We start from the raw sequence: 18,088 nt of genomic DNA, 5'->3' as shown, positions 1-18,088 counted from the left end.
AAACACCGATCCATTTGGATCGGTGTTTTATTTTTAAAAGATATTAAATACAGCGTTTAATTGAAGTAAGCTAATAATAGCTAAGAAGATTAAACTGTATTTCATCGCTGTTTTAAATAGGGCAGATTCTTTACCAACTAGTCCAACTGCTGCACAAGCAACGGCTACAGACTGTGGTGAAACCATTTTTGCCATTGTACCACCTACTACGTTTAATGCAACAAGTGTAGAAGGAACGATGTTTAATTGATCTGCAGTTACTGCTTGAAGCGGTGCGAATAATGAACCACTTGATACTACTGAACCTGTAATGAATACGCCAATCCATCCTAAGATTGGAGAAAGAACTGGGAATGCATTACCAGTAGAAGAGAATGCCAGTCCAAGTGTAGATGACATACCAGAGTAGTTCTCTACGTAAGCTAAAGCGATAACGCTACAGATTGTATATACTGGAGCTTTTAGTTCTTTCATTGTTTCTACTATTAATTCTTTAACCATTTTACCTTTTACGCGGTAAACGATAAGTGAAACAATAATTGCTAATACGATTGCAGTAGTTGTAGATGAGAATACATCAAACTTGAAAACAGCTGCGAAAGGTGTATCAGCTTTTGTAATTGGTGTAGTTTTCATAACAGCATTATGAAGACCAGGGAACTGAATGTTAAATACTAAGTTTGCTAGTGCGCCATCCGGAGCAAATAAAGCTTTAATTGGTTTTAAATTAAAGATTGTTACGAATGCAGTTAAGAATACGAATGGAGACCAAGCATATAAAATTTGATTGAATGTATGAGATTCTTGTTTTTCTTGTTTTTCTTCTGTAGAAGAAGATTTTGGTTGCCAAACACGTAAGAATAATGCTAGAGAAACCATACTTACAACGGCTGCGAAAATATTAGTAAGTTCTGCACCTAAGAAGTAAGTCACAAGGAACTGAGTTATAGCGAAAGAAAAACCACTTACAAGAATACCTTGCCAAGTTTCTTTAATACCTTTAATTCCATCAACCATTGAAACAAGTAAGAAAGGTAAAACAATACTAATAAATGGTAAAATAAGAACAGTTTGACGACCGATAGTTAATGCGTCTAGCTCAGTTAATTGTGCTGGTACTGTAACTGGGATACCCATAGCACCCATAGCACCACCAGCGATGTTAGCTACTAAACAAATACCTGCTGCTTTTAATGGGTTAAAGCCCATACCCACAAGTAATGCAGCTGTAATAGCAACTGGAACCCCTAAACCAGCTGCGCCTTCTAAGAAAGCACCGAAAGAATAAGCGATTAATAATACTTGTAAACGTTGATCATTTGTAATGCTTGAAATACTATCACGAATGATGTTGAATTGCTCTGTTTTAACAGTTAATTTGTAAAGGAAAATTGCTGCGATAACGATAGTACAAATTGGATAAAATCCAGATAAAACACCGAATCCGGCAGATGCTACAGCTACGGTTGCTGGCATTTTATAAACGAATATAGCAAGAATAATAGCGACAATCACACTGTAAAGACCAGCCATGTAACTTTTCATTTTCAGTCCCATTAAACAAATGATGAAGCAGAAAATTGGAAGTGCTGCGATTAGTGCAGATAACCAAATATTGTTTAATGGGTCATAAATTTGTGTCCAAGTACTCATAATAATGACAACTCCTATCTATTTTATGTGAAGAAATTCACATTATTTGTGAAACAATTCACAATCAACTTACATGCTTAGTATATTCTCCTTCAACACTATTGTCAACGTAAAAAAGTATAATTATTCCATAATAGTATTAAAAGAAATGCTTTGTTCATAAAGTAGACAAAAAGCAAACTCAAATAGATTTGAGTTTGCTTTTTGAAGTTATTTCTATATTGTTTTCTTTGTTAGTATATCATTAATCTTATATGTTAGATGACGTCTTTGCATTAAGTATATAGGATGTTGAAATTTGATAGGTGTCACATGCTGGTCTGAGTTGATCTAGTAAGAAAGAGAAAGCAAATGCATTTAATAGGAAGTTTTGAATAACAGTCTGAGCAAGTAAAATACGAATTAAAACAGCAATAAGTCAATTTTTAATATTACATTATCTTTTTTTACTGAAAATTCCTTTTAGCATAACAAAGAGGTTAAATATAACCCAAATACGTTACGATAGGTTATCAATTATAGACGGTATTTTACAATATCGTTACCGTACGTTGCAGTGAGGTGAAAATATAACAAAAAGCTTGATAAAACAACGTTTGTAAGCAAAGTATTCATAGCCCTTACTTTTGCTTTTTCATTATATCATATAGTATAATATTCAAAATCAGCAAGGAATTTTTCCTGAATTCTTTCCTGATAAAGGTGGAAAAAATTTTCAGCATTATAGGTTGATAAAGTTATGTCGTAACAGGAAATATAAGAACAGATATATAAATAAATAAAAAGAAAATAAAAACGAAAATGAGGGGAACTTTATGAGCCAAAATCAATTCGAATGTCGTATTTCAGAAGAAGATGTACAAATGTTAAGAGCGTTAGCGCATCCGTTACGTTTACGCCTAGTAATGGAACTAATGCAACGTGGAACTTGTAATGTAACGCAATTACAGGAAGTGTTAGAAATTCCACAATCAACGGTTTCGCAACATTTAACGAAATTAAAACAAAATAAAGTAGTGCGCTTTGAAAGACGAGGACTAGAAGTGTATTATCAAATTCATAATGATAAAGTAAGTGAAGTTGTAAAAACATTATTTTCTTAAAATTTGAATATTATGGAAAAAGACGTGTGGAATATACGTCTTTTTTTATTTGTCAGAAAGGTGATATGAGAGTAAATATTAGCATGTAAGGAAGAAAAGGCTACGAATTAACATGCTACTGTATGGAATATATTCTAAAGGGAAAAGAAAAGATAGAAAGGAGTGTAGTAAGGAAAAGGAGGAATAGTAGTATGGATGTAAAACGTGTGAAACAAATCTTATCTTCTTCAAGTAGCATTGACGTTACATATGAGGGCGTACCTGTATGGATTGAGAGCTGTGATGAGCAGAAGGGGAGCGCTCAAGTGTATGACGTATCCAACCCAGGAGAGAGCGTTCACGTGGACGTGACGGCTTTAGAAGAGAGGTAATAGAAAAGACGCTTCTAATTTTAGAAGCGTCTTTTTTGTGTTATTCCATCATACTTGCAACTTTTTTAGAGCAGAGAAGAAGTACAACTCCTAGGACGATAACGATAATACCGATACTTGCAAATACTTCAAGATAACCTAATGATTGTGTAAAAGAAGCAAGTTTACCAGCTAACCAGTTAGCCATACCTGAACCAGCTAACCATACACCCATTAGTAATGATGCTAATTTAACAGGTGCAATTGCACTTACCATTGATAGACCGATTGGTGATAAGAATAGTTCGCCAATTGTATGGAACATATAAGTGATAACGATGAATAATAAGTTTGCTTTAACAGTTATATCAGCTTCACTACTTCCAGTTTTTAGAACCGCTAATGTTAAAACAAGATAACCTATACCTAGTAAAATCATACCAAATGCCATTTTTGTTGGTACTTTTAAATCGCCACGCTTTGATTTAGAAAGTTTTAACCATAGCATAGATACGAATGGTGCAAGTAGTACGATGAATGCTGGATTAACGGATTGGAACCAAGATGTTGGAACTTCCCATCCGAAAATTGTACGATCAACAAATTTATCTGTATAAAGTGTTAAAGAACTACCAGCTTGTTCAAAGCCTGCCCAGAAGAATACTACGAAACAAGTTAAAATTACAATTGCCCAAGTGCGATTTTTTTCTTGTTTTGTTAAAGGTTTTTTTTCGGTTGCAGGTTGATTTTTTGTTTTTTTACCAACAACTGTTGTTCCTGCTGTACCAAGGTAGCGAGGAGCTAATAAGTTGAAAACAATTTGTCCAATAATCATACCGATACAAGCTGCTAAGAATCCGTATTTATATCCCATAACCATAACGCCATCAACGCTTGTTTTAAAGAAATCTTCTGCTAAAAATCCACAAATAAGTGGAGCGAAGAAAGCACCTACGTTAATACCCATATAGAAGATAGTAAATGCACTGTCACGACGTGAATCATTTTCGTCATACAATTCACCTAACAGTGTAGAAATATTTGGTTTGAAGAATCCATTACCAATAACTAATAGTACTAATCCAAGGAATAGTCCTGTTTTTGTATTCATGGAGAATAGTACAAAGTTACCAATCGCCATAATAATTCCGCCGAGAGTAATGGCATGACGTCTCGTAATATAATGATCAGTTAGCCATCCGCCTATAATTGGCATGAAATATACTGCTGCTGTAAAAGTACCATATAATTGCACTGCGACTGCTTTATCAAATCCTAATCCGCCACTAACGGCAGCAGTTGTTAAATAAAGAACTAAAAGGCCACGCATTCCATAATAACTAAATCTTTCCCACATTTCTGTTAAGAACAACAAATATAATCCTGGTGGATGTTTTTTTGGTGATTGTTGTTCTCCAGCTTTTTCTAATTTTAAAGCTGCATCCATTTTTGTTTCCCCCTAATCCTGTATAACGGATATTTATGTAATTATTTTAATTCACAAAATATTTAGAAGTCAATAGAATTATATGGAAATAGAAAGAAAATTTCTGAAAAAATCTATTTTTCTTCAACTGTTACTGTATTTTTCCCTGAAAACTAGATAATAAGCGTTTTCAAATGTAATAATTGAATTCTAAAAGAAAATAAAATAGTGATTAATCAGAAGATTTAGAATAAATTTTTTATTCTGATATAGAGAAAATATATTCTATTTACTTTTATAATATAACATATTGAGAATAAAAATACAAAATGAAATAATGTGACATTTAAGTGAATTGAAAAATAACCAGCTCCATAGAAGGGGAGCTGGTTAAGGAAATATTATTTAACAAAGCGTTTTTCGATATCATCTAATAGTAGGTTAGCAGCCATTACACCACCAGCTGTATTCCAAATAACGTCGTCAACTTTGTATGCTTTACCATTTTTTACTGCATTTAAATTTTTAAATAGAGGATCATTGATATATTCTTTTTCTAATTCAGAGCCTTTTTTCTCGTTTCCTTTATCAAATGTGAAGTAGAATAATACATCGCCATCCATTGCTGAAATACGTTCTTTAGATACGTTACGTTCTGCAAAGTCATCTTTATTTTGATCACCAGGACGTTTAAATCCAAGTTCTTTTAAAATAACACCAGAGAATGTATCACCGTGATAAATACGAACATCACCAGGCATGAAGCGAACCATAGAGATTTCTTGATTTACTTTATCGCCTAGTTTGGCTTTTAAATCTTTCATACGTTTATCGTAATCAGTTAAAACCTTTTGCCCCTCTTTTTCTTTATTTAATGCTTTTGCATAAAATTTGAAGTTATCTTTCCATTCACCGCGTAGCGTTTCAGAGAACACAGTAGGTGCAATTGCTTTTAGTTGCTCGTACACTTTTTCGTGACGCATTTTGTTACCGATAATTAAGTCTGGTTTTAAAGAAGCGATTGTTTCCACATTCACTTGTCCTTCATCACCAACAACTTTTACATCTTTCATTTTATCTTTAATATGTGGATACCATGGATCACCAGTCCAAGATTTTACAGCCCCAACTGGTTTCACACCTAGCTCAAGTACAGCTTCAGTTCCTTCATTTGTTAAAATAACTACACGTTTTGGATTAGCAGGAACTTCTGTTTTACCCATTGCATGTTCCACAGTAATCATTTCTTTTTTCGTATCTTCTTTTGATTCTTCTTTCGTATTTGATTTTCCACAAGCACTTAAAAGTAATGAAAAGGCTAGTAAAAATACAAATACTGTAAACGATTTCTTTCGCATGAAATTCATTATGTACCCCCTACATATTGAGAATTTTTTTCAATAGCAAGCATGATATTAAGCCTTTATCTTTGGATTGTCAATACATACGGTTGAAAATAATTCTCATTTCCGTTGACAATGAGAATTAAGTTGAAATACACTTACAACGTATCATTATACATTGAAGGGGAAACGCTGCATGTTATTAAAAACAAATCGAGCAAAATGGATTGGATTATTTGTTGGGATCATTGCAGTCATTACTTGTATTTGGGGAAGTATTATTTTCGGATATACAAATACGAGCTGGAAATTAGCGTTAGATGCTTTTTTTCATTTTAATGGTTCCAATGAGCATATTATTATTCAAAATGTGCGTCTACCAAGGGCATTAATTGCAACTAGTGTTGGTGCTAGTTTAGCCATTGCAGGTTGTCTTATGCAAACTTTAACGAAGAATCCACTTGCTTCTCCGGATTTTATTGGATTAAATTCAGGTGCTGCTTTCTTCATTGTTGTAGCAATTGTTCTTTTTTCCGTGACATCATTATCAGCTTTCACGTGGATTGCCTTCTTAGGGGCAGCAGTTGCAGCTGTATTTGTATTTGCTTCTAGTTCTTTAGGAAAAGAGGGGACAACGCCTCTTAAATTAACGTTAGCAGGGGTCGCAATTAGTGCGTTATTTTCATCATTAACACAAGGATTACTTGTGTTAAATGAAAAAGCACTTGAAGAGGTATTATTTTGGCTTGCCGGATCGGTGCAAGGAAGAAAGTTAGAAATTTTACAATCTGTATTCCCGTATTTATTAGTAGGCTGGGTTGCATCAATTATGATGGCAGGGAAAGTAAATACATTAATGATGGGGGAAGATGTTGCAAAAGGACTTGGGCAACGAACAATTTTAATGAAATCATTCGTGTTACTTATAATTGTTTTGTTATCTGGTGGTTCAGTTGCGGTCGCTGGTCCGATTGGGTTTATTGGAATTATTACCCCGCATTTTGCCAGATTTCTTGTTGGGGTCGATCACAGATGGAGAGTACCGTATAGCGGCTTGTTAGGCGCAATACTATTAATCTTAGCTGATATAGCAGCAAGATATGTCATTATGCCACAAGAAGTACCTGTAGGCGTTATGACAGCATTTATTGGTGCACCGTTCTTTATTTATATTGCACGTAAGAGAGGGCTTAGCAAATGAAGAAGTATATTCCGTTTCGTATAGGAAAAGGCGGGCTCTCGTTTTTAATGTATAAACGAGCTTGTCTCGTCTTATTCAGTTTATTAGTTGTTTTAATAGGATTATTTTTTGCGAGTGCAGGTATGGGAGACATGAAAATTGCTCCTTATGATGTATGGCAAGCGATCACTGGAAATGGCGATGCGATGTCAAATATGGTTGTAAATAAGTTTCGTATGCCGCGTATTTTAATTGCCATCCTTGTAGGAATTGCACTTGCTGTAGCAGGATGTATTTTACAAGGTCTCGTTCGAAATCCACTAGCTTCTCCTGATATTATCGGGATTACAGGTGGTGCAAGTGTTGCTGTTGTATTATTTTTAGCTATATTTAGTGATAAAAATAATGCGCTAACTGTAAGCATTCATTATATGCCGTTAGCAGCTTTTGTTGGGGCAACGATTGTAGCACTTTTTGTATATTTATTTGCATGGAGAAATGACGGATTATCACCGATTAGTCTTGTTTTAATTGGTGTTGGCTTTTGGGCATTAACGAAAGCGGCAACGACTTTGTTTATGTTGTTAGCGCCAATTTACCAAGCGAGTCAAGCGAATGTATGGATTACAGGCACCGTTTACGGGTCTTCATGGCAAAACGTTATGGTGCTTGCGCCGTGGGTTCTCATTTTAACGGTAATATCATTTATAGCTGCTAGACATTTAAATGCGCAAGAGCTAGGGGATGATATTGCGGTAGGACTTGGTGTCCCTTTAACGAAGTCACGCATATTCATGTTATTACTTAGTACAGCTTTAATTGGTGGAGCAGTTGCCTTTGCCGGAGGAATTGGATTTGTCGGTTTAATGGCCCCTCATATTTCACGAAGACTAGTTGGTTCTTTATACGGTGCATTACTCCCAGTTGCGGCAATCGTTGGTGCAATTTTAGTACTTGCTGCAGATTTAATTGGGCGTACGGTTTTCACGCCACTTGAAATTCCAGCAGGGGTATTTACATCAGCAATTGGTGCACCTTATTTTATTTATTTACTTTATAAAAGTCGGAATTCATAAAGGGAGATGAATATGCAAAAAGCATTGGAGACGAAACGTTTGACATTGTCTTATGGTGAAACAATTATTATTGATGAGTTGAATTTAGAAATTCCAAAAGGCGAAATTACAATCTTTATCGGTTCTAACGGTTGCGGGAAATCAACATTATTGCGCTCACTAGCTAGATTACTAAAACCAACAACTGGTGACATTTTATTAGATAATCAAGCCATTCAAAGTATGCAAACGAAGCAAATCGCTCGTCAAATGGCAATTTTACCGCAAGGACCGCAAGCACCAGAAGGGCTTACAGTATTGCAACTTGTAAAGCAAGGACGCTATCCATATCAAACATGGCTGAAGCAATGGTCAGAAAAAGATGAGGAAATGGTACAAAAAGCCCTTGCAGCAACAGGTATGACAGAATTTGCTGAGCGTGATGTGCATGCTCTTTCAGGTGGACAACGACAACGTGCTTGGATTGCAATGACGCTTGCACAAGATACAGATATTATTTTATTGGATGAGCCTACTACCTATTTAGATATGACCCACCAAATTGAAGTGCTAGATTTATTATTCGAATTAAATGAAACAGAACAAAGAACAATTGTTATGGTATTACACGATTTAAATTTAGCATGCCGTTATGCAGATAATATTGTAGCCATTCAAGATAAACAAATATATGCACAAGGTAAGCCAGAAGAAGTAGTAGATGAGAAACTAGTACGTGATGTATTCCGAATGGAGTGTCAAATCAGTACGGATCCGTTATTTGGGACGCCACTTTGTATCCCGCATGGAAAAGGAAGACGTGTACGTAAAGAGGTTGCTCAGGCAATGAGTTAATGAAAAAAGACGATGAGGATTCATCGTCTTTTTTATTTTTCGCAAGAGAATAAGAGGAAGAGGGGAATTCGTAAACGTCGTTCATATTCTTCTTCGCTCTGAAAATAAGTTTGACTTGGTGTAGCTTCTTTTATATTTGTAATCGTAAATCCAGCTTGTTGTAATAATGTGAAATATTCTTCCGTTGTACGATGATATTTAATAACTTCTTGATCAATCCAAGGCTCAACGCGTTTTCCCATTTTAAAATAATCATCGACGAGCCAGCTCGTTCTCTTTCCGCTCGTTTGCAAGCTTTCAAATGAAGAAGTAATAACAGGGTGTTGAACACTAAAAGTAAAGGTTCCATTTGTTTTTAACGTTTCGTACACATTTTGAAAAATGATAGGAAGATGTTCAATATAATGTAAGGCGAGTCTAGATGTTACTAAATCAAAAGTAGCAGGAGGGTATGTGTAGTCTTTGAGGTTTAAAAAATGGGCAATCCCATTTTTATTTTCTAGTTGTTTTTTAGCTTTTTCATACATAAGTTCGGAGCCTTCAATACCAGTGTAAGAGTAGCAGTCTTTTTCTAATAATTCCTTGCCAAATTTAGCGTCCCCACAGCCTAAATCGAGGATTTTCTTTCCTTTCACATCACCAATGAGTTGAAAGAAGGCTGGTTTTTCAAGTGATTCATTTGGGCTATTTTCTCGGTATCTTCGTTTCATATATTGTTCAAAAAACGCTTCGTTATTATATACATCAGATTCAGTAAATGCCATGATTGAAGCCCCCTTAAATATTTTTTTTATTCTACCAAATATGAAAAGTAAATGATAGATTTCTTGTAATGAATCATATATAATCTAGAATTGTAAGCGGTTACTTTAAACTATTTTTCTATAATAAATTCTGAAAACGTGTTAAGCTAGTAGAGGGATTATTAGAACTATTAAGACAATAATTCGCTTACATGAACGATGGGAGGCTTCACGATGTCTAGTAAAACACTTGCAAAATTTTTAGAAGAAAATTTAGAGGATTTAAAATCAAAGGGGCTTTATAACGTAATTGATCCGCTTGAGAGTTCAAATGGACCGATCATTACAATTGGCGGAAAAGAATATATTAACTTATCTTCAAACAACTATCTTGGGTTAGCAACAGATAGCCGTTTGCAAGAAGCAGCAATTGGTGCAATTCATAAGTACGGTGTTGGGGCAGGAGCTGTTCGTACAATTAACGGTACTTTAGATTTGCATATTAAATTAGAAGAGACAATTGCAAAGTTTAAACATACAGAAGCAGCAATTGCTTACCAATCAGGATTTAACTGTAATATGGCAGCGATTTCAGCCGTTATGGATAAAAATGATGCGATTCTTTCAGACGAATTAAATCATGCTTCTATTATTGATGGTAGTCGTCTATCAAAAGCAAAAATTATTGTTTATAAACATTCTGATATGGAAGATTTACGCCAAAAAGCAATCGCGGCGAAAGAATCAGGTCTTTACAATAAATTAATGGTAATTACAGACGGTGTCTTCTCAATGGACGGAGATGTTGCAAAACTACCAGAAATTGTTGAGATTGCAGAAGAATTAGATTTAATGACATATGTAGACGATGCACACGGTTCAGGCGTACTTGGAAAAGGTGCAGGAACTGTAAAGCATTTCGGTCTATCTGATAAAGTTGATTTCCAAATTGGTACATTATCAAAAGCAATTGGGGTAATTGGTGGATATGTAGCAGGGAAACAAAACTTAATTGACTGGTTAAAAGTTCGTTCACGTCCATTCTTATTCTCCACAGCATTAACACCAGCTGATGCAGCTGCATGTATGCGATCAATTGAAATTTTAATGGAAAGCACAGAGTTACATGATCGTTTATGGGAAAATGGCCGCTATTTAAAACAAGGGTTAAAAGAACTTGGCTTTAACATTGGAGAAAGTGAAACGCCAATTACACCTTGTATTATTGGTGACGAAGTATTAACACAAGAATTTAGTAAACGTCTAAATGAAGAAGGCGTATATGCAAAATCTATCGTGTTCCCAACTGTAGCTAAAGGAACAGGGCGCGTTCGTAATATGCCAACAGCAGCTCATACGAAAGAAATGTTAGATGAAGCAATTCGTAAGTATGAAAAAGTAGGGAAAGAAATGGGCATCATTTAAGTAACGACATCTTTTGAATAGCTTGCAAATGAGGAGTGGGGAAAATGAAAAAAATTCTAGTAACCGGTTCTTTAGGGCAAATTGGTTCAGAACTAGTAATGAAACTTCGTGATGTATACGGCGCATCAAATGTTATTGCAACAGATATTCGTGAAACAGATAGTGAAGTAGTAACATCTGGTCCATTTGAAACGTTAGATGTAACAGATGGACAAAAACTACATGATATCGCAAAGCGTAATGAAGTAGATACAATTATTCATTTAGCAGCTTTACTTTCAGCAACAGCAGAAAAAAATCCGTTATTTGCTTGGAATTTAAATATGGGCGGACTTGTAAATGCATTAGAAGCAGCTCGTGAATTAAACTGTAAATTCTTCACGCCAAGTTCTATCGGTGCATTCGGTCCATCTACGCCGAAAGATAATACACCACAAGATACAATTCAGCGTCCTACTACGATGTATGGGGTAAACAAAGTAGCAGGAGAATTACTATGTGATTATTATCATCAAAAATTTGGCGTTGATACGCGCGGTGTACGTTTCCCAGGTTTAATTTCTTACGTAGCTCCTCCAGGAGGGGGAACAACTGATTATGCAGTTGAAATTTATTATGAGGCGATTAAAAAAGGCACATACACCTCATACATTGCAGAAGGAACATACATGGATATGATGTACATGCCAGATGCTTTACAAGCGATTATTTCATTAATGGAAGCTGATCCAAGTAAACTTGTGCATAGAAACGCGTTCAATATTACAGCAATGAGCTTTGAGCCAGAGCAAATCGCAGCATCAATTCGTAAACACATTCCGACGTTTACAATGGACTACGCTGTAGATTCTGCTCGTCAAACAATCGCTGATAGTTGGCCAAACTCTATTGATGCAACAGCGGCAATGAAAGAGTGGGGCTTTAAAGCAGAATATGATTTAGACAAAATGACAACGGACATGTTGGCTAAGTTAAAAAAAAAGCTCACAGCTGAGTTAGTGACGAATTAATAGGAAGGGTCGATTCTTAGGAATCGACCCTTTTAATTGAAGGAGAAAAGGAACATGCAAAGAGTTGACGTCGTATATGCACTAATACATGATGAGGAAACGGATAAAGTATTAATGGTACATAATGTAGAACGAAACGTTTGGTCATTGCCAGGTGGGGCTGTTGAAAAGGGTGAAACGTTAGAGAAAGCTCTAGTAAGGGAAGTAAAAGAAGAGACAGGTTTAACGGCTGTGGCAAGTGGACTTGTTGCGATCAATGAAAAATTCTTTGAAGAGTCAGGGAATCATGCGCTACTTTTTACATTCCGAGCAAATGTAGTAAAAGGTGAACTTATTGCAGAAGATGAAGGAGAAATTTCTGCAATAGAGTGGGTGGACCGAGCAATTGCAAATGAACGATTCCCATTCTACGATGGTGGATTCGAGGCATTATTAGAAGTAGCCATTCCATACAAGTTTCAACCAGAAACAAAGTGATTGAATAGAAAAACAGGAGCGACAACGCTCCTGTTTTTCTATTCAATCGTCTTCAGTAATAACTTTTTCAATAGCGGTTTAATTTTCAGACGTAAATCTTCAGCATGATTTGCAACCAAGAAGTGATGGTTGTAAATGTTCTTCATTAATTGATAAGTTGCTTCTTTCGCTTCGCCTTCTTCGATGAAGATTCCGATTACTTCCATACCACTTTTACGAGCAAGTTTGACAGCTTCATGCGTGTCTAAAATACCGTCTTGTTGATAGTCTAGCGCAGAAGGCTCACCATCTGTAAAAACAAGTAAGAATTTATGCTTTTCTGGTCTTTTCGCAAGCTTTTCAGAAACGATACGAATAATATATCCGTCGCGGTTATCTTCTTCTTCGCGAAGCTGCATAATTTCAGGCCCAACGTTTGGTAACGTTGAGTTTTTATACGTTACAACTTCATGGATAACGTTCGGCTTATCTTCAGGTTTAGCACTAGAGGCATCTTCCCAAAATCCGCTAATAGCGTGCGGGATTTTTAAAGATTTCAACGCTTCATGGAATAGGACTACACTCTTTTTCGTTTCTTCCATTTTGTTATACATAGAACCAGAGCAGTCCACTAGTAGTTGGAATGCAACATCGAGTTCTTGTGATTCTTGTCCTTTTTTATAAAACATGCGCGGCTGCTTTTCAGTATAAATACGAAGGAATTTCTTACGAAGTCTTCCGTAATATTTATCACTATTTGCATTCGTTTTATTTTCAATCGTTTTTTCAATAATTTTCTTTAATTCTTTTACATCTTTATTAACGACTGATTTGATAACTTGGTAATCTTTTTTCTCATCGCTATTTGCTTTGCGAGCTTCTTTAAATGTATGAGAGGCACCAACGTTATACTTACCGTATGCACCGTCGTTTTGGCTAGAAGCATGTGAAGCTCTTGCTTCTTCTGTATCAGCACCATCAAAGTTGGATTGTGTACTTTTTTGAGAAGTACCTGGTACAGAACCAAGTGCTTGGTCGCCATCTTCTGATTCGCGAGCAGTATCGCCCATCATATTTGTTTTTGTTCCGCTTTCTAATTCAAAGCGTAAAAAGTTCTCGTTTTCGTTATTTTTATTTTCACGATGCCATGTAGAGAAACTTTCATCCATTTTGTTTTTATTTTCATCGTCATCTATGAGTTGTGTATCATCATTTGCTAAATCTTCGACGCGACAGTTCTTTTCGTTTGCGATGACAGATAAATAAAGCGGAGCATGTCCGAAATAATTATTAAGCATATCACTTTCAAGAAGGCCTTCTAAACGATAGCGAATTTTCTCAACGATATACATAATATCTTCCGTATTACGAGCTTGGAATGTTTCATGCAAAATTGCTTCAATTTGCTCGAAGTATTCATTATTAAACATTTCATATTTATCGCTCGTTAATGACAGATAGCAGAGACAAAATAGACGATCACCGTGATAGTTACGAACACGATTGATTTCATTTTGTGAACCAAAGTAATTGCGATACATTTCTTTTCTTCTTTTAAAAACATGCTTTGTGCCAGGGCGTAAGTTTTTTACGATTTCCTCAACACGTAAATCTTCTAATAGAACAAATAATTGTGTTAAAAACTTTTTTAAGGGTGATTCTTGTAATTCAATCGCATAAGAACGAATTAAAATCATGTCCGAGTAATGTTTATTACCAAGTGCTTTTAAAAACACTTCGCTTTTTAATCCGATTACTGTATCCTCTTCTTTTCGATCATCCCAAAAGTGACTAATGACAACCTTTTTTTCAATTTCGTCGTAGTATGCTTTATAGCCATACTCAAGGTAGGCATCGTCTTCTTTTAGAAGAGCATACATTAAGTTTTCCATTTGTAGAAACAGCGACGCATCAATTTTTTTGTCACTAAAAATTTGTCTCATGAATTATCCCTCAAAGAAATAACTTTCTGCTAATTCACGGACAGTCATTTGTTCTGTTTCATCGTTTAATTTTGCGATAATACTACGTTCAATTGCACGCATAACAGGAATATATACACCTAAATCACATGCGTCGATAATGCCACGAATACTTGCTGCTTCTTCACTTACACGTCCATCACGAGCTAAAGGCATAAGATCGCTTGCAAATGCAACGAACTTTTCAATTGTTGCAACATCATTTAATTTCGATTCAGATAGTAATAGTTCTTTTAATGTGTCACCTTGGATGTAAGGAACTTCAATAATAACGAAACGGTTTTTTAATGCTTCGTTTAGTTCACTAGTACCAACGTAACCTTCATTAATTGCTGCGATTACACGATATTCTTCATCACCGTATACAACTTCTTGTGTAAACGGGTTAGTAATCATTTTACGGTAATCTAATGCACCGTGAAGAAGTGGTAACGTTTCAGGTTTTGCCATATTGATTTCATCAATATATAGGAAATGACCGTTCTTCATTGCTTTCATAAGAGGACCGTTAACGAATGTAACTTCAGATGCGCCATCTTTCGTTTGTAGTGTGTTGTATCCTAAAATACCTTCTACATCTAGGTCAACGGAACAGTTAATGCTATGCATTGGTTTTTGGAATAAAGAAGAAAGAGTTTCAGCTAGTACTGTTTTACCACTACCAGTCGGCCCTTTTAATAGAATGTTTTTGCCAAGAAGAAGTGCTGTAATGGCATCTTCGATAATGCTGTTATCAGATGCTTTATATATTTTGGTACCGATTAAATGTGCATTTTCACCAGCTTCTTGTTTATTCTTTTCGTGAATGTTTGAGAGCTGTTGTTTTAAATCAGCATGTATATGAAATTGTTTTAACATGTATTTCCCACCTAACATTATTTTCATAAAGTAATACATCTTATGATAACTTGTTTTAATATGGTATGCAAAGAAAAGGAAAGGGGAGAAATGCAAAAGAAAAAGCAATCAATATTACATTGATTGCTTACAGTAAAGGGGAAATGAGTCGCATAAAAGATTCTAATATTCGTTTTTTGATACTTCTTTTTTGGAAAGCGTTCCATTTAATTTCCGTGGAATGCTTAAAGTCGTCTTCAAAATCACGTTTAATATCATGCACCGTTTTTGATTCATAAAGTACGCTAATAAGTTCGTAATTTAATTCAAAACTGCGTACGTCCATATTTGCTGTTCCAATTGTCGCGATTTTATCATCAACGAGTACAATTTTCGCATGCATAAAACCATCTTTATAACTGTAAATAGAGGCACCAGCTTTTAAAAGTGGAGTGAAGTAGGACTGAGATGCTTGATCACTAATAATACTATCACTTTTACCAGGATATAAAATACGTACATCTATGCCAGATATTGCGCTTAAACGTAATAATGTTAAAGTTTCTTGATCTGGAATAAAGTATGGTGTAGCAATCCAAATCGATTTTTTTGCAGATCCCATAACAGCTAATAATGTATTGCGAATGCTTTTATCATCTGAGCTTGGTCCGCTTGCTACAATTTGCACAGCACCTTCCGCACTTGAAATTTCTTTACCTGGGAAGTATTGTCTATTCATAAATTGATCCCAGGAATAAGTATTCAATCCACTAGATGCATAGAGCCAGTCCTCTAGAAAGATTGCTTGTAATTTATATAACGCTTTTCCTTCTATTTTTAAATGACTATCACGCCAAACAGGAAATTTTTTCGAACGGCCAAGATACTCATCACCGACGTTGAGTCCACCAGTAAAACCGATTTCTCCATCTACAATAACGATTTTACGATGGTTACGATAATTGACAGTTTCAAGTAACCAAGCTGAAAAAATAGGGTCAAATTCTACAATTTCAATGCCAGTTTTTTTCATAGGTTGTAAAAATCTTCTTCTTAAAGTGTTACTTCCGAGTCCATCATAAAGGAAGCGTACAATAACACCGTCTTTTGCCTTTTTGATTAAAGCATCTCGAACTTTTGTACCAATTTCATCAGATTTATAAATATAGTATTGAATATGTATGTGATGTTTTGCTTGTTCGATAGCTTGCAAAATTTCTGAGAATGTTTGATCGCCATTTGTTAAAAGTTTTGTAGTTGTTTTATCTGCGGCAGGTCCGCCTCCAAATTTTTGTACGACTTCTGTTAAATGTACAGAACGTTCATGTAAGGGGACTGTGAGTAATAATTCTACTCGTCTTCCTTCTAATATCTCACGGAATAATTTTCTTTGCTCTTCTGAACGATGGAGATGTTTTTTTCTTCTCCAACGGCTACGACCGAAAATAGAGTATAAAAGCACCCCTATAACGGGAAGAAGTGCTAATACTAAAAACCACGCTAAGGTGCTTTGAGGAGACCTATTTTCGATAAAAATAACGAATGAAATTCCTACGATTGTAATAGACCATAGGGCACCGACAAATGTATATAAAGAAATAAACGATGTATTTAATAGGAAAAGAACGATAGATATAATTGTAAATATTAATAGTAATTGAACGATAGGCTTCTTCATTTCTATAAAATTCCTCTAATCTTTCTTAAATATAGACTTCTTATATAAAAGGGATAATCCGACATTCTTATTATAAAGTGTTTTGTTTTTTTTACAAAATATAGACATTTTCCCCATGCTTTCCGCATTTGTCCTACATACAGTATATTGTTACGTTATTATCCTGCTATTTGCTGGTTAATAAACAGTGTAGGGGTAGGAACGGGGATAACCATATCATGGATTTGTAACAGGTGCATGATGAAGCCAAGGATATGGTTATTCGTATTATACGGATCCTTCTTAATTATATAGGTTACTAACAAGGTCCGTACTATTCATACAATACCTATTAAGATAAGAAAATGGAAAAGGAGAGGGGAATAATGAATTATATAGAAAATAACGGATTGTATTATCGTCATAATCATGGAGGTCACCATCATAATGGCGGACATAACCATCATGGAGGGCACAATCACTATGATCATCACCACCATCACGGAGGTGGATGGGGCTGGGGTGGCGGCTCATGGGGCGGTGGATTTTTCCCAGGAAGTTTTGCTGGAGGCGTGTTAGGTGGACTTACAGCTGGCGCATTAACGGGTGCAGCAAGTGGAGGCTACTATCCAGCACCGTACCCAGTAACTTATCCAGCGCCATACCCAGCACCATATCCAACTCCATATCCGGGGTATCAGCAAATACCATATCCGTATTAAACTAAAAAAGAGGCTTACCTCTTTTTTAGTTTAATAAAGTATTTATAAAATATTTCCAAAATAAAGGTGAAAATATGTTAATATTTTGTTATTGTAATTCAAAAACATATATACTAATTTTAACTTTTATATTATTATCCGTGAATAGTTGTATAGTGTGCTCGAAATTCTATTTCGCTAGTTAAAGTAAAGAGGTTAGATATGAGCGGGGTTAATAGGGAATAGGCGTTGTATAGAGCTAGCTATAAAGGAATGTAAGAGTATAATAAAGTAAGCTAATTATAGCGATAA

General features: G+C 35.4%; 16 protein-coding genes. 9 read left to right on the top strand and 7 right to left on the bottom strand.

What is annotated here, in order from left to right; translation table 11 throughout:
• Positions 1 to 33: 33 nt before the first annotated feature.
• Positions 34 to 1,653: an L-lactate permease gene (locus QCI46_RS24365; RefSeq protein ID WP_000109124.1), complete on the bottom strand. Its 1,620-nt coding sequence runs from the start codon at positions 1,651 to 1,653 to the stop codon at positions 34 to 36.
• A gap of 815 nt (positions 1,654 to 2,468) precedes the next feature.
• Between QCI46_RS24365 and QCI46_RS24360 the strand changes: the two genes are divergently transcribed.
• Both QCI46_RS24360 and QCI46_RS24355 read left to right on the top strand, forming a co-directional pair.
• Positions 2,469 to 2,756, top strand: coding sequence for an ArsR/SmtB family transcription factor (locus QCI46_RS24360; protein WP_000081429.1), 288 nt, complete (start codon positions 2,469 to 2,471; stop codon positions 2,754 to 2,756).
• Positions 2,757 to 2,947: 191 nt separating this feature from the next.
• Complete coding sequence (locus QCI46_RS24355) at positions 2,948 to 3,127, top strand: acid-soluble spore protein H (protein ID WP_128855844.1); 180 nt, start codon at positions 2,948 to 2,950, stop codon at positions 3,125 to 3,127.
• Between the two features lie 40 nt (positions 3,128 to 3,167).
• On the opposite strand, the gene QCI46_RS24350 is transcribed toward QCI46_RS24355, so the two are convergent.
• Complete coding sequence (locus QCI46_RS24350) at positions 3,168 to 4,553, bottom strand: peptide MFS transporter (protein WP_137051971.1); 1,386 nt, start codon at positions 4,551 to 4,553, stop codon at positions 3,168 to 3,170.
• Between the two features lie 380 nt (positions 4,554 to 4,933).
• Positions 4,934 to 5,899 (bottom strand): ABC transporter substrate-binding protein, encoded by a 966-nt coding sequence (locus QCI46_RS24345; protein WP_353841631.1) that lies wholly within the window; start codon positions 5,897 to 5,899, stop codon positions 4,934 to 4,936.
• Between the two features lie 172 nt (positions 5,900 to 6,071).
• On the opposite strand from QCI46_RS24345, the gene QCI46_RS24340 reads away from it, so the two are divergent.
• The 3 genes from QCI46_RS24340 to QCI46_RS24330 are packed head-to-tail and all read left to right on the top strand — an operon-like array spanning position 6,072 to position 8,965.
• Entirely contained in the window at positions 6,072 to 7,076 is a 1,005-nt protein-coding gene (locus QCI46_RS24340; protein WP_353841630.1) for a FecCD family ABC transporter permease, read from the top strand.
• The gene (locus QCI46_RS24335) at positions 7,073 to 8,131 is read left to right on the top strand and encodes a FecCD family ABC transporter permease (protein ID WP_000760067.1); all 1,059 of its coding nucleotides are present in this window, start codon (positions 7,073 to 7,075) and stop codon (positions 8,129 to 8,131) included. Before QCI46_RS24340 ends, QCI46_RS24335 begins: the two co-directional genes overlap by 4 nt.
• A 12-nt stretch (positions 8,132 to 8,143) precedes the next feature.
• The gene (locus tag QCI46_RS24330; protein WP_046953827.1) at positions 8,144 to 8,965 is read left to right on the top strand and encodes an ABC transporter ATP-binding protein; all 822 of its coding nucleotides are present in this window, start codon (positions 8,144 to 8,146) and stop codon (positions 8,963 to 8,965) included.
• 32 nt (positions 8,966 to 8,997) lie between these two features.
• On the opposite strand, the gene QCI46_RS24325 is transcribed toward QCI46_RS24330, so the two are convergent.
• Positions 8,998 to 9,729, bottom strand: a complete 732-nt coding sequence (locus tag QCI46_RS24325) for a class I SAM-dependent DNA methyltransferase (RefSeq protein ID WP_353841629.1) — start codon at positions 9,727 to 9,729, stop codon at positions 8,998 to 9,000.
• 213 nt (positions 9,730 to 9,942) lie between these two features.
• On the opposite strand from QCI46_RS24325, the gene QCI46_RS24320 reads away from it, so the two are divergent.
• From QCI46_RS24320 to QCI46_RS24310, 3 genes are read left to right on the top strand one after another with little or no spacing between them, the layout of a single operon-like run.
• Positions 9,943 to 11,133, top strand: a complete 1,191-nt coding sequence (locus QCI46_RS24320; RefSeq protein ID WP_000095906.1) for a glycine C-acetyltransferase — start codon at positions 9,943 to 9,945, stop codon at positions 11,131 to 11,133.
• A gap of 44 nt (positions 11,134 to 11,177) precedes the next feature.
• Entirely contained in the window at positions 11,178 to 12,143 is a 966-nt protein-coding gene (locus QCI46_RS24315; protein WP_353841628.1) for an L-threonine 3-dehydrogenase, read from the top strand.
• A gap of 54 nt (positions 12,144 to 12,197) precedes the next feature.
• A complete protein-coding gene (locus QCI46_RS24310; RefSeq protein WP_353841627.1) occupies positions 12,198 to 12,620 on the top strand; it encodes an NUDIX hydrolase in 423 nt (140 codons plus the stop codon).
• Between the two features lie 38 nt (positions 12,621 to 12,658).
• On the opposite strand, the gene QCI46_RS24305 is transcribed toward QCI46_RS24310, so the two are convergent.
• From QCI46_RS24305 to QCI46_RS24295, 3 genes are all read right to left on the bottom strand, one after another.
• Positions 12,659 to 14,542, bottom strand: coding sequence for a vWA domain-containing protein (locus QCI46_RS24305; RefSeq protein ID WP_353841626.1), 1,884 nt, complete (start codon positions 14,540 to 14,542; stop codon positions 12,659 to 12,661).
• A gap of 3 nt (positions 14,543 to 14,545) precedes the next feature.
• Positions 14,546 to 15,439 carry an ATP-binding protein gene (locus tag QCI46_RS24300; RefSeq protein ID WP_353841625.1) on the bottom strand — a complete coding sequence of 298 codons (894 nt, stop codon included), beginning with the start codon at positions 15,437 to 15,439 and terminating at the stop codon, positions 14,546 to 14,548.
• A gap of 127 nt (positions 15,440 to 15,566) precedes the next feature.
• The gene (locus QCI46_RS24295; protein ID WP_353841624.1) at positions 15,567 to 17,096 is read right to left on the bottom strand and encodes a cardiolipin synthase; all 1,530 of its coding nucleotides are present in this window, start codon (positions 17,094 to 17,096) and stop codon (positions 15,567 to 15,569) included.
• Positions 17,097 to 17,461: 365 nt separating this feature from the next.
• Between QCI46_RS24295 and QCI46_RS24290 the strand changes: the two genes are divergently transcribed.
• Positions 17,462 to 17,797, top strand: coding sequence for a hypothetical protein (locus QCI46_RS24290; protein WP_046957341.1), 336 nt, complete (start codon positions 17,462 to 17,464; stop codon positions 17,795 to 17,797).
• The last annotated feature ends 291 nt before the right edge of the window (positions 17,798 to 18,088 follow it).

The sequence above is a fragment of the Bacillus cereus group sp. RP32 genome (assembly GCF_040459735.1).
Classification (GTDB): domain Bacteria; phylum Bacillota; class Bacilli; order Bacillales; family Bacillaceae_G; genus Bacillus_A; species Bacillus_A wiedmannii.
This window is presented reverse-complemented; position numbering and strand designations above follow the sequence as displayed.

Coding starts and splice junctions, on each gene's coding strand:
- QCI46_RS24365 (WP_000109124.1), bottom strand. CDS start 1,653: ATGAGTACTTGGACACAAATTTATGACCCATTAAACAATATTTGGTTA.
- QCI46_RS24360 (WP_000081429.1), top strand. CDS start 2,469: ATGAGCCAAAATCAATTCGAATGTCGTATTTCAGAAGAAGATGTACAA.
- QCI46_RS24355 (WP_128855844.1), top strand. CDS start 2,948: ATGGATGTAAAACGTGTGAAACAAATCTTATCTTCTTCAAGTAGCATT.
- QCI46_RS24350 (WP_137051971.1), bottom strand. CDS start 4,553: ATGGATGCAGCTTTAAAATTAGAAAAAGCTGGAGAACAACAATCACCA.
- QCI46_RS24345 (WP_353841631.1), bottom strand. CDS start 5,899: ATGAATTTCATGCGAAAGAAATCGTTTACAGTATTTGTATTTTTACTA.
- QCI46_RS24340 (WP_353841630.1), top strand. CDS start 6,072: ATGTTATTAAAAACAAATCGAGCAAAATGGATTGGATTATTTGTTGGG.
- QCI46_RS24335 (WP_000760067.1), top strand. CDS start 7,073: ATGAAGAAGTATATTCCGTTTCGTATAGGAAAAGGCGGGCTCTCGTTT.
- QCI46_RS24330 (WP_046953827.1), top strand. CDS start 8,144: ATGCAAAAAGCATTGGAGACGAAACGTTTGACATTGTCTTATGGTGAA.
- QCI46_RS24325 (WP_353841629.1), bottom strand. CDS start 9,729: ATGGCATTTACTGAATCTGATGTATATAATAACGAAGCGTTTTTTGAA.
- QCI46_RS24320 (WP_000095906.1), top strand. CDS start 9,943: ATGTCTAGTAAAACACTTGCAAAATTTTTAGAAGAAAATTTAGAGGAT.
- QCI46_RS24315 (WP_353841628.1), top strand. CDS start 11,178: ATGAAAAAAATTCTAGTAACCGGTTCTTTAGGGCAAATTGGTTCAGAA.
- QCI46_RS24310 (WP_353841627.1), top strand. CDS start 12,198: ATGCAAAGAGTTGACGTCGTATATGCACTAATACATGATGAGGAAACG.
- QCI46_RS24305 (WP_353841626.1), bottom strand. CDS start 14,542: ATGAGACAAATTTTTAGTGACAAAAAAATTGATGCGTCGCTGTTTCTA.
- QCI46_RS24300 (WP_353841625.1), bottom strand. CDS start 15,439: ATGTTAAAACAATTTCATATACATGCTGATTTAAAACAACAGCTCTCA.
- QCI46_RS24295 (WP_353841624.1), bottom strand. CDS start 17,096: ATGAAGAAGCCTATCGTTCAATTACTATTAATATTTACAATTATATCT.
- QCI46_RS24290 (WP_046957341.1), top strand. CDS start 17,462: ATGAATTATATAGAAAATAACGGATTGTATTATCGTCATAATCATGGA.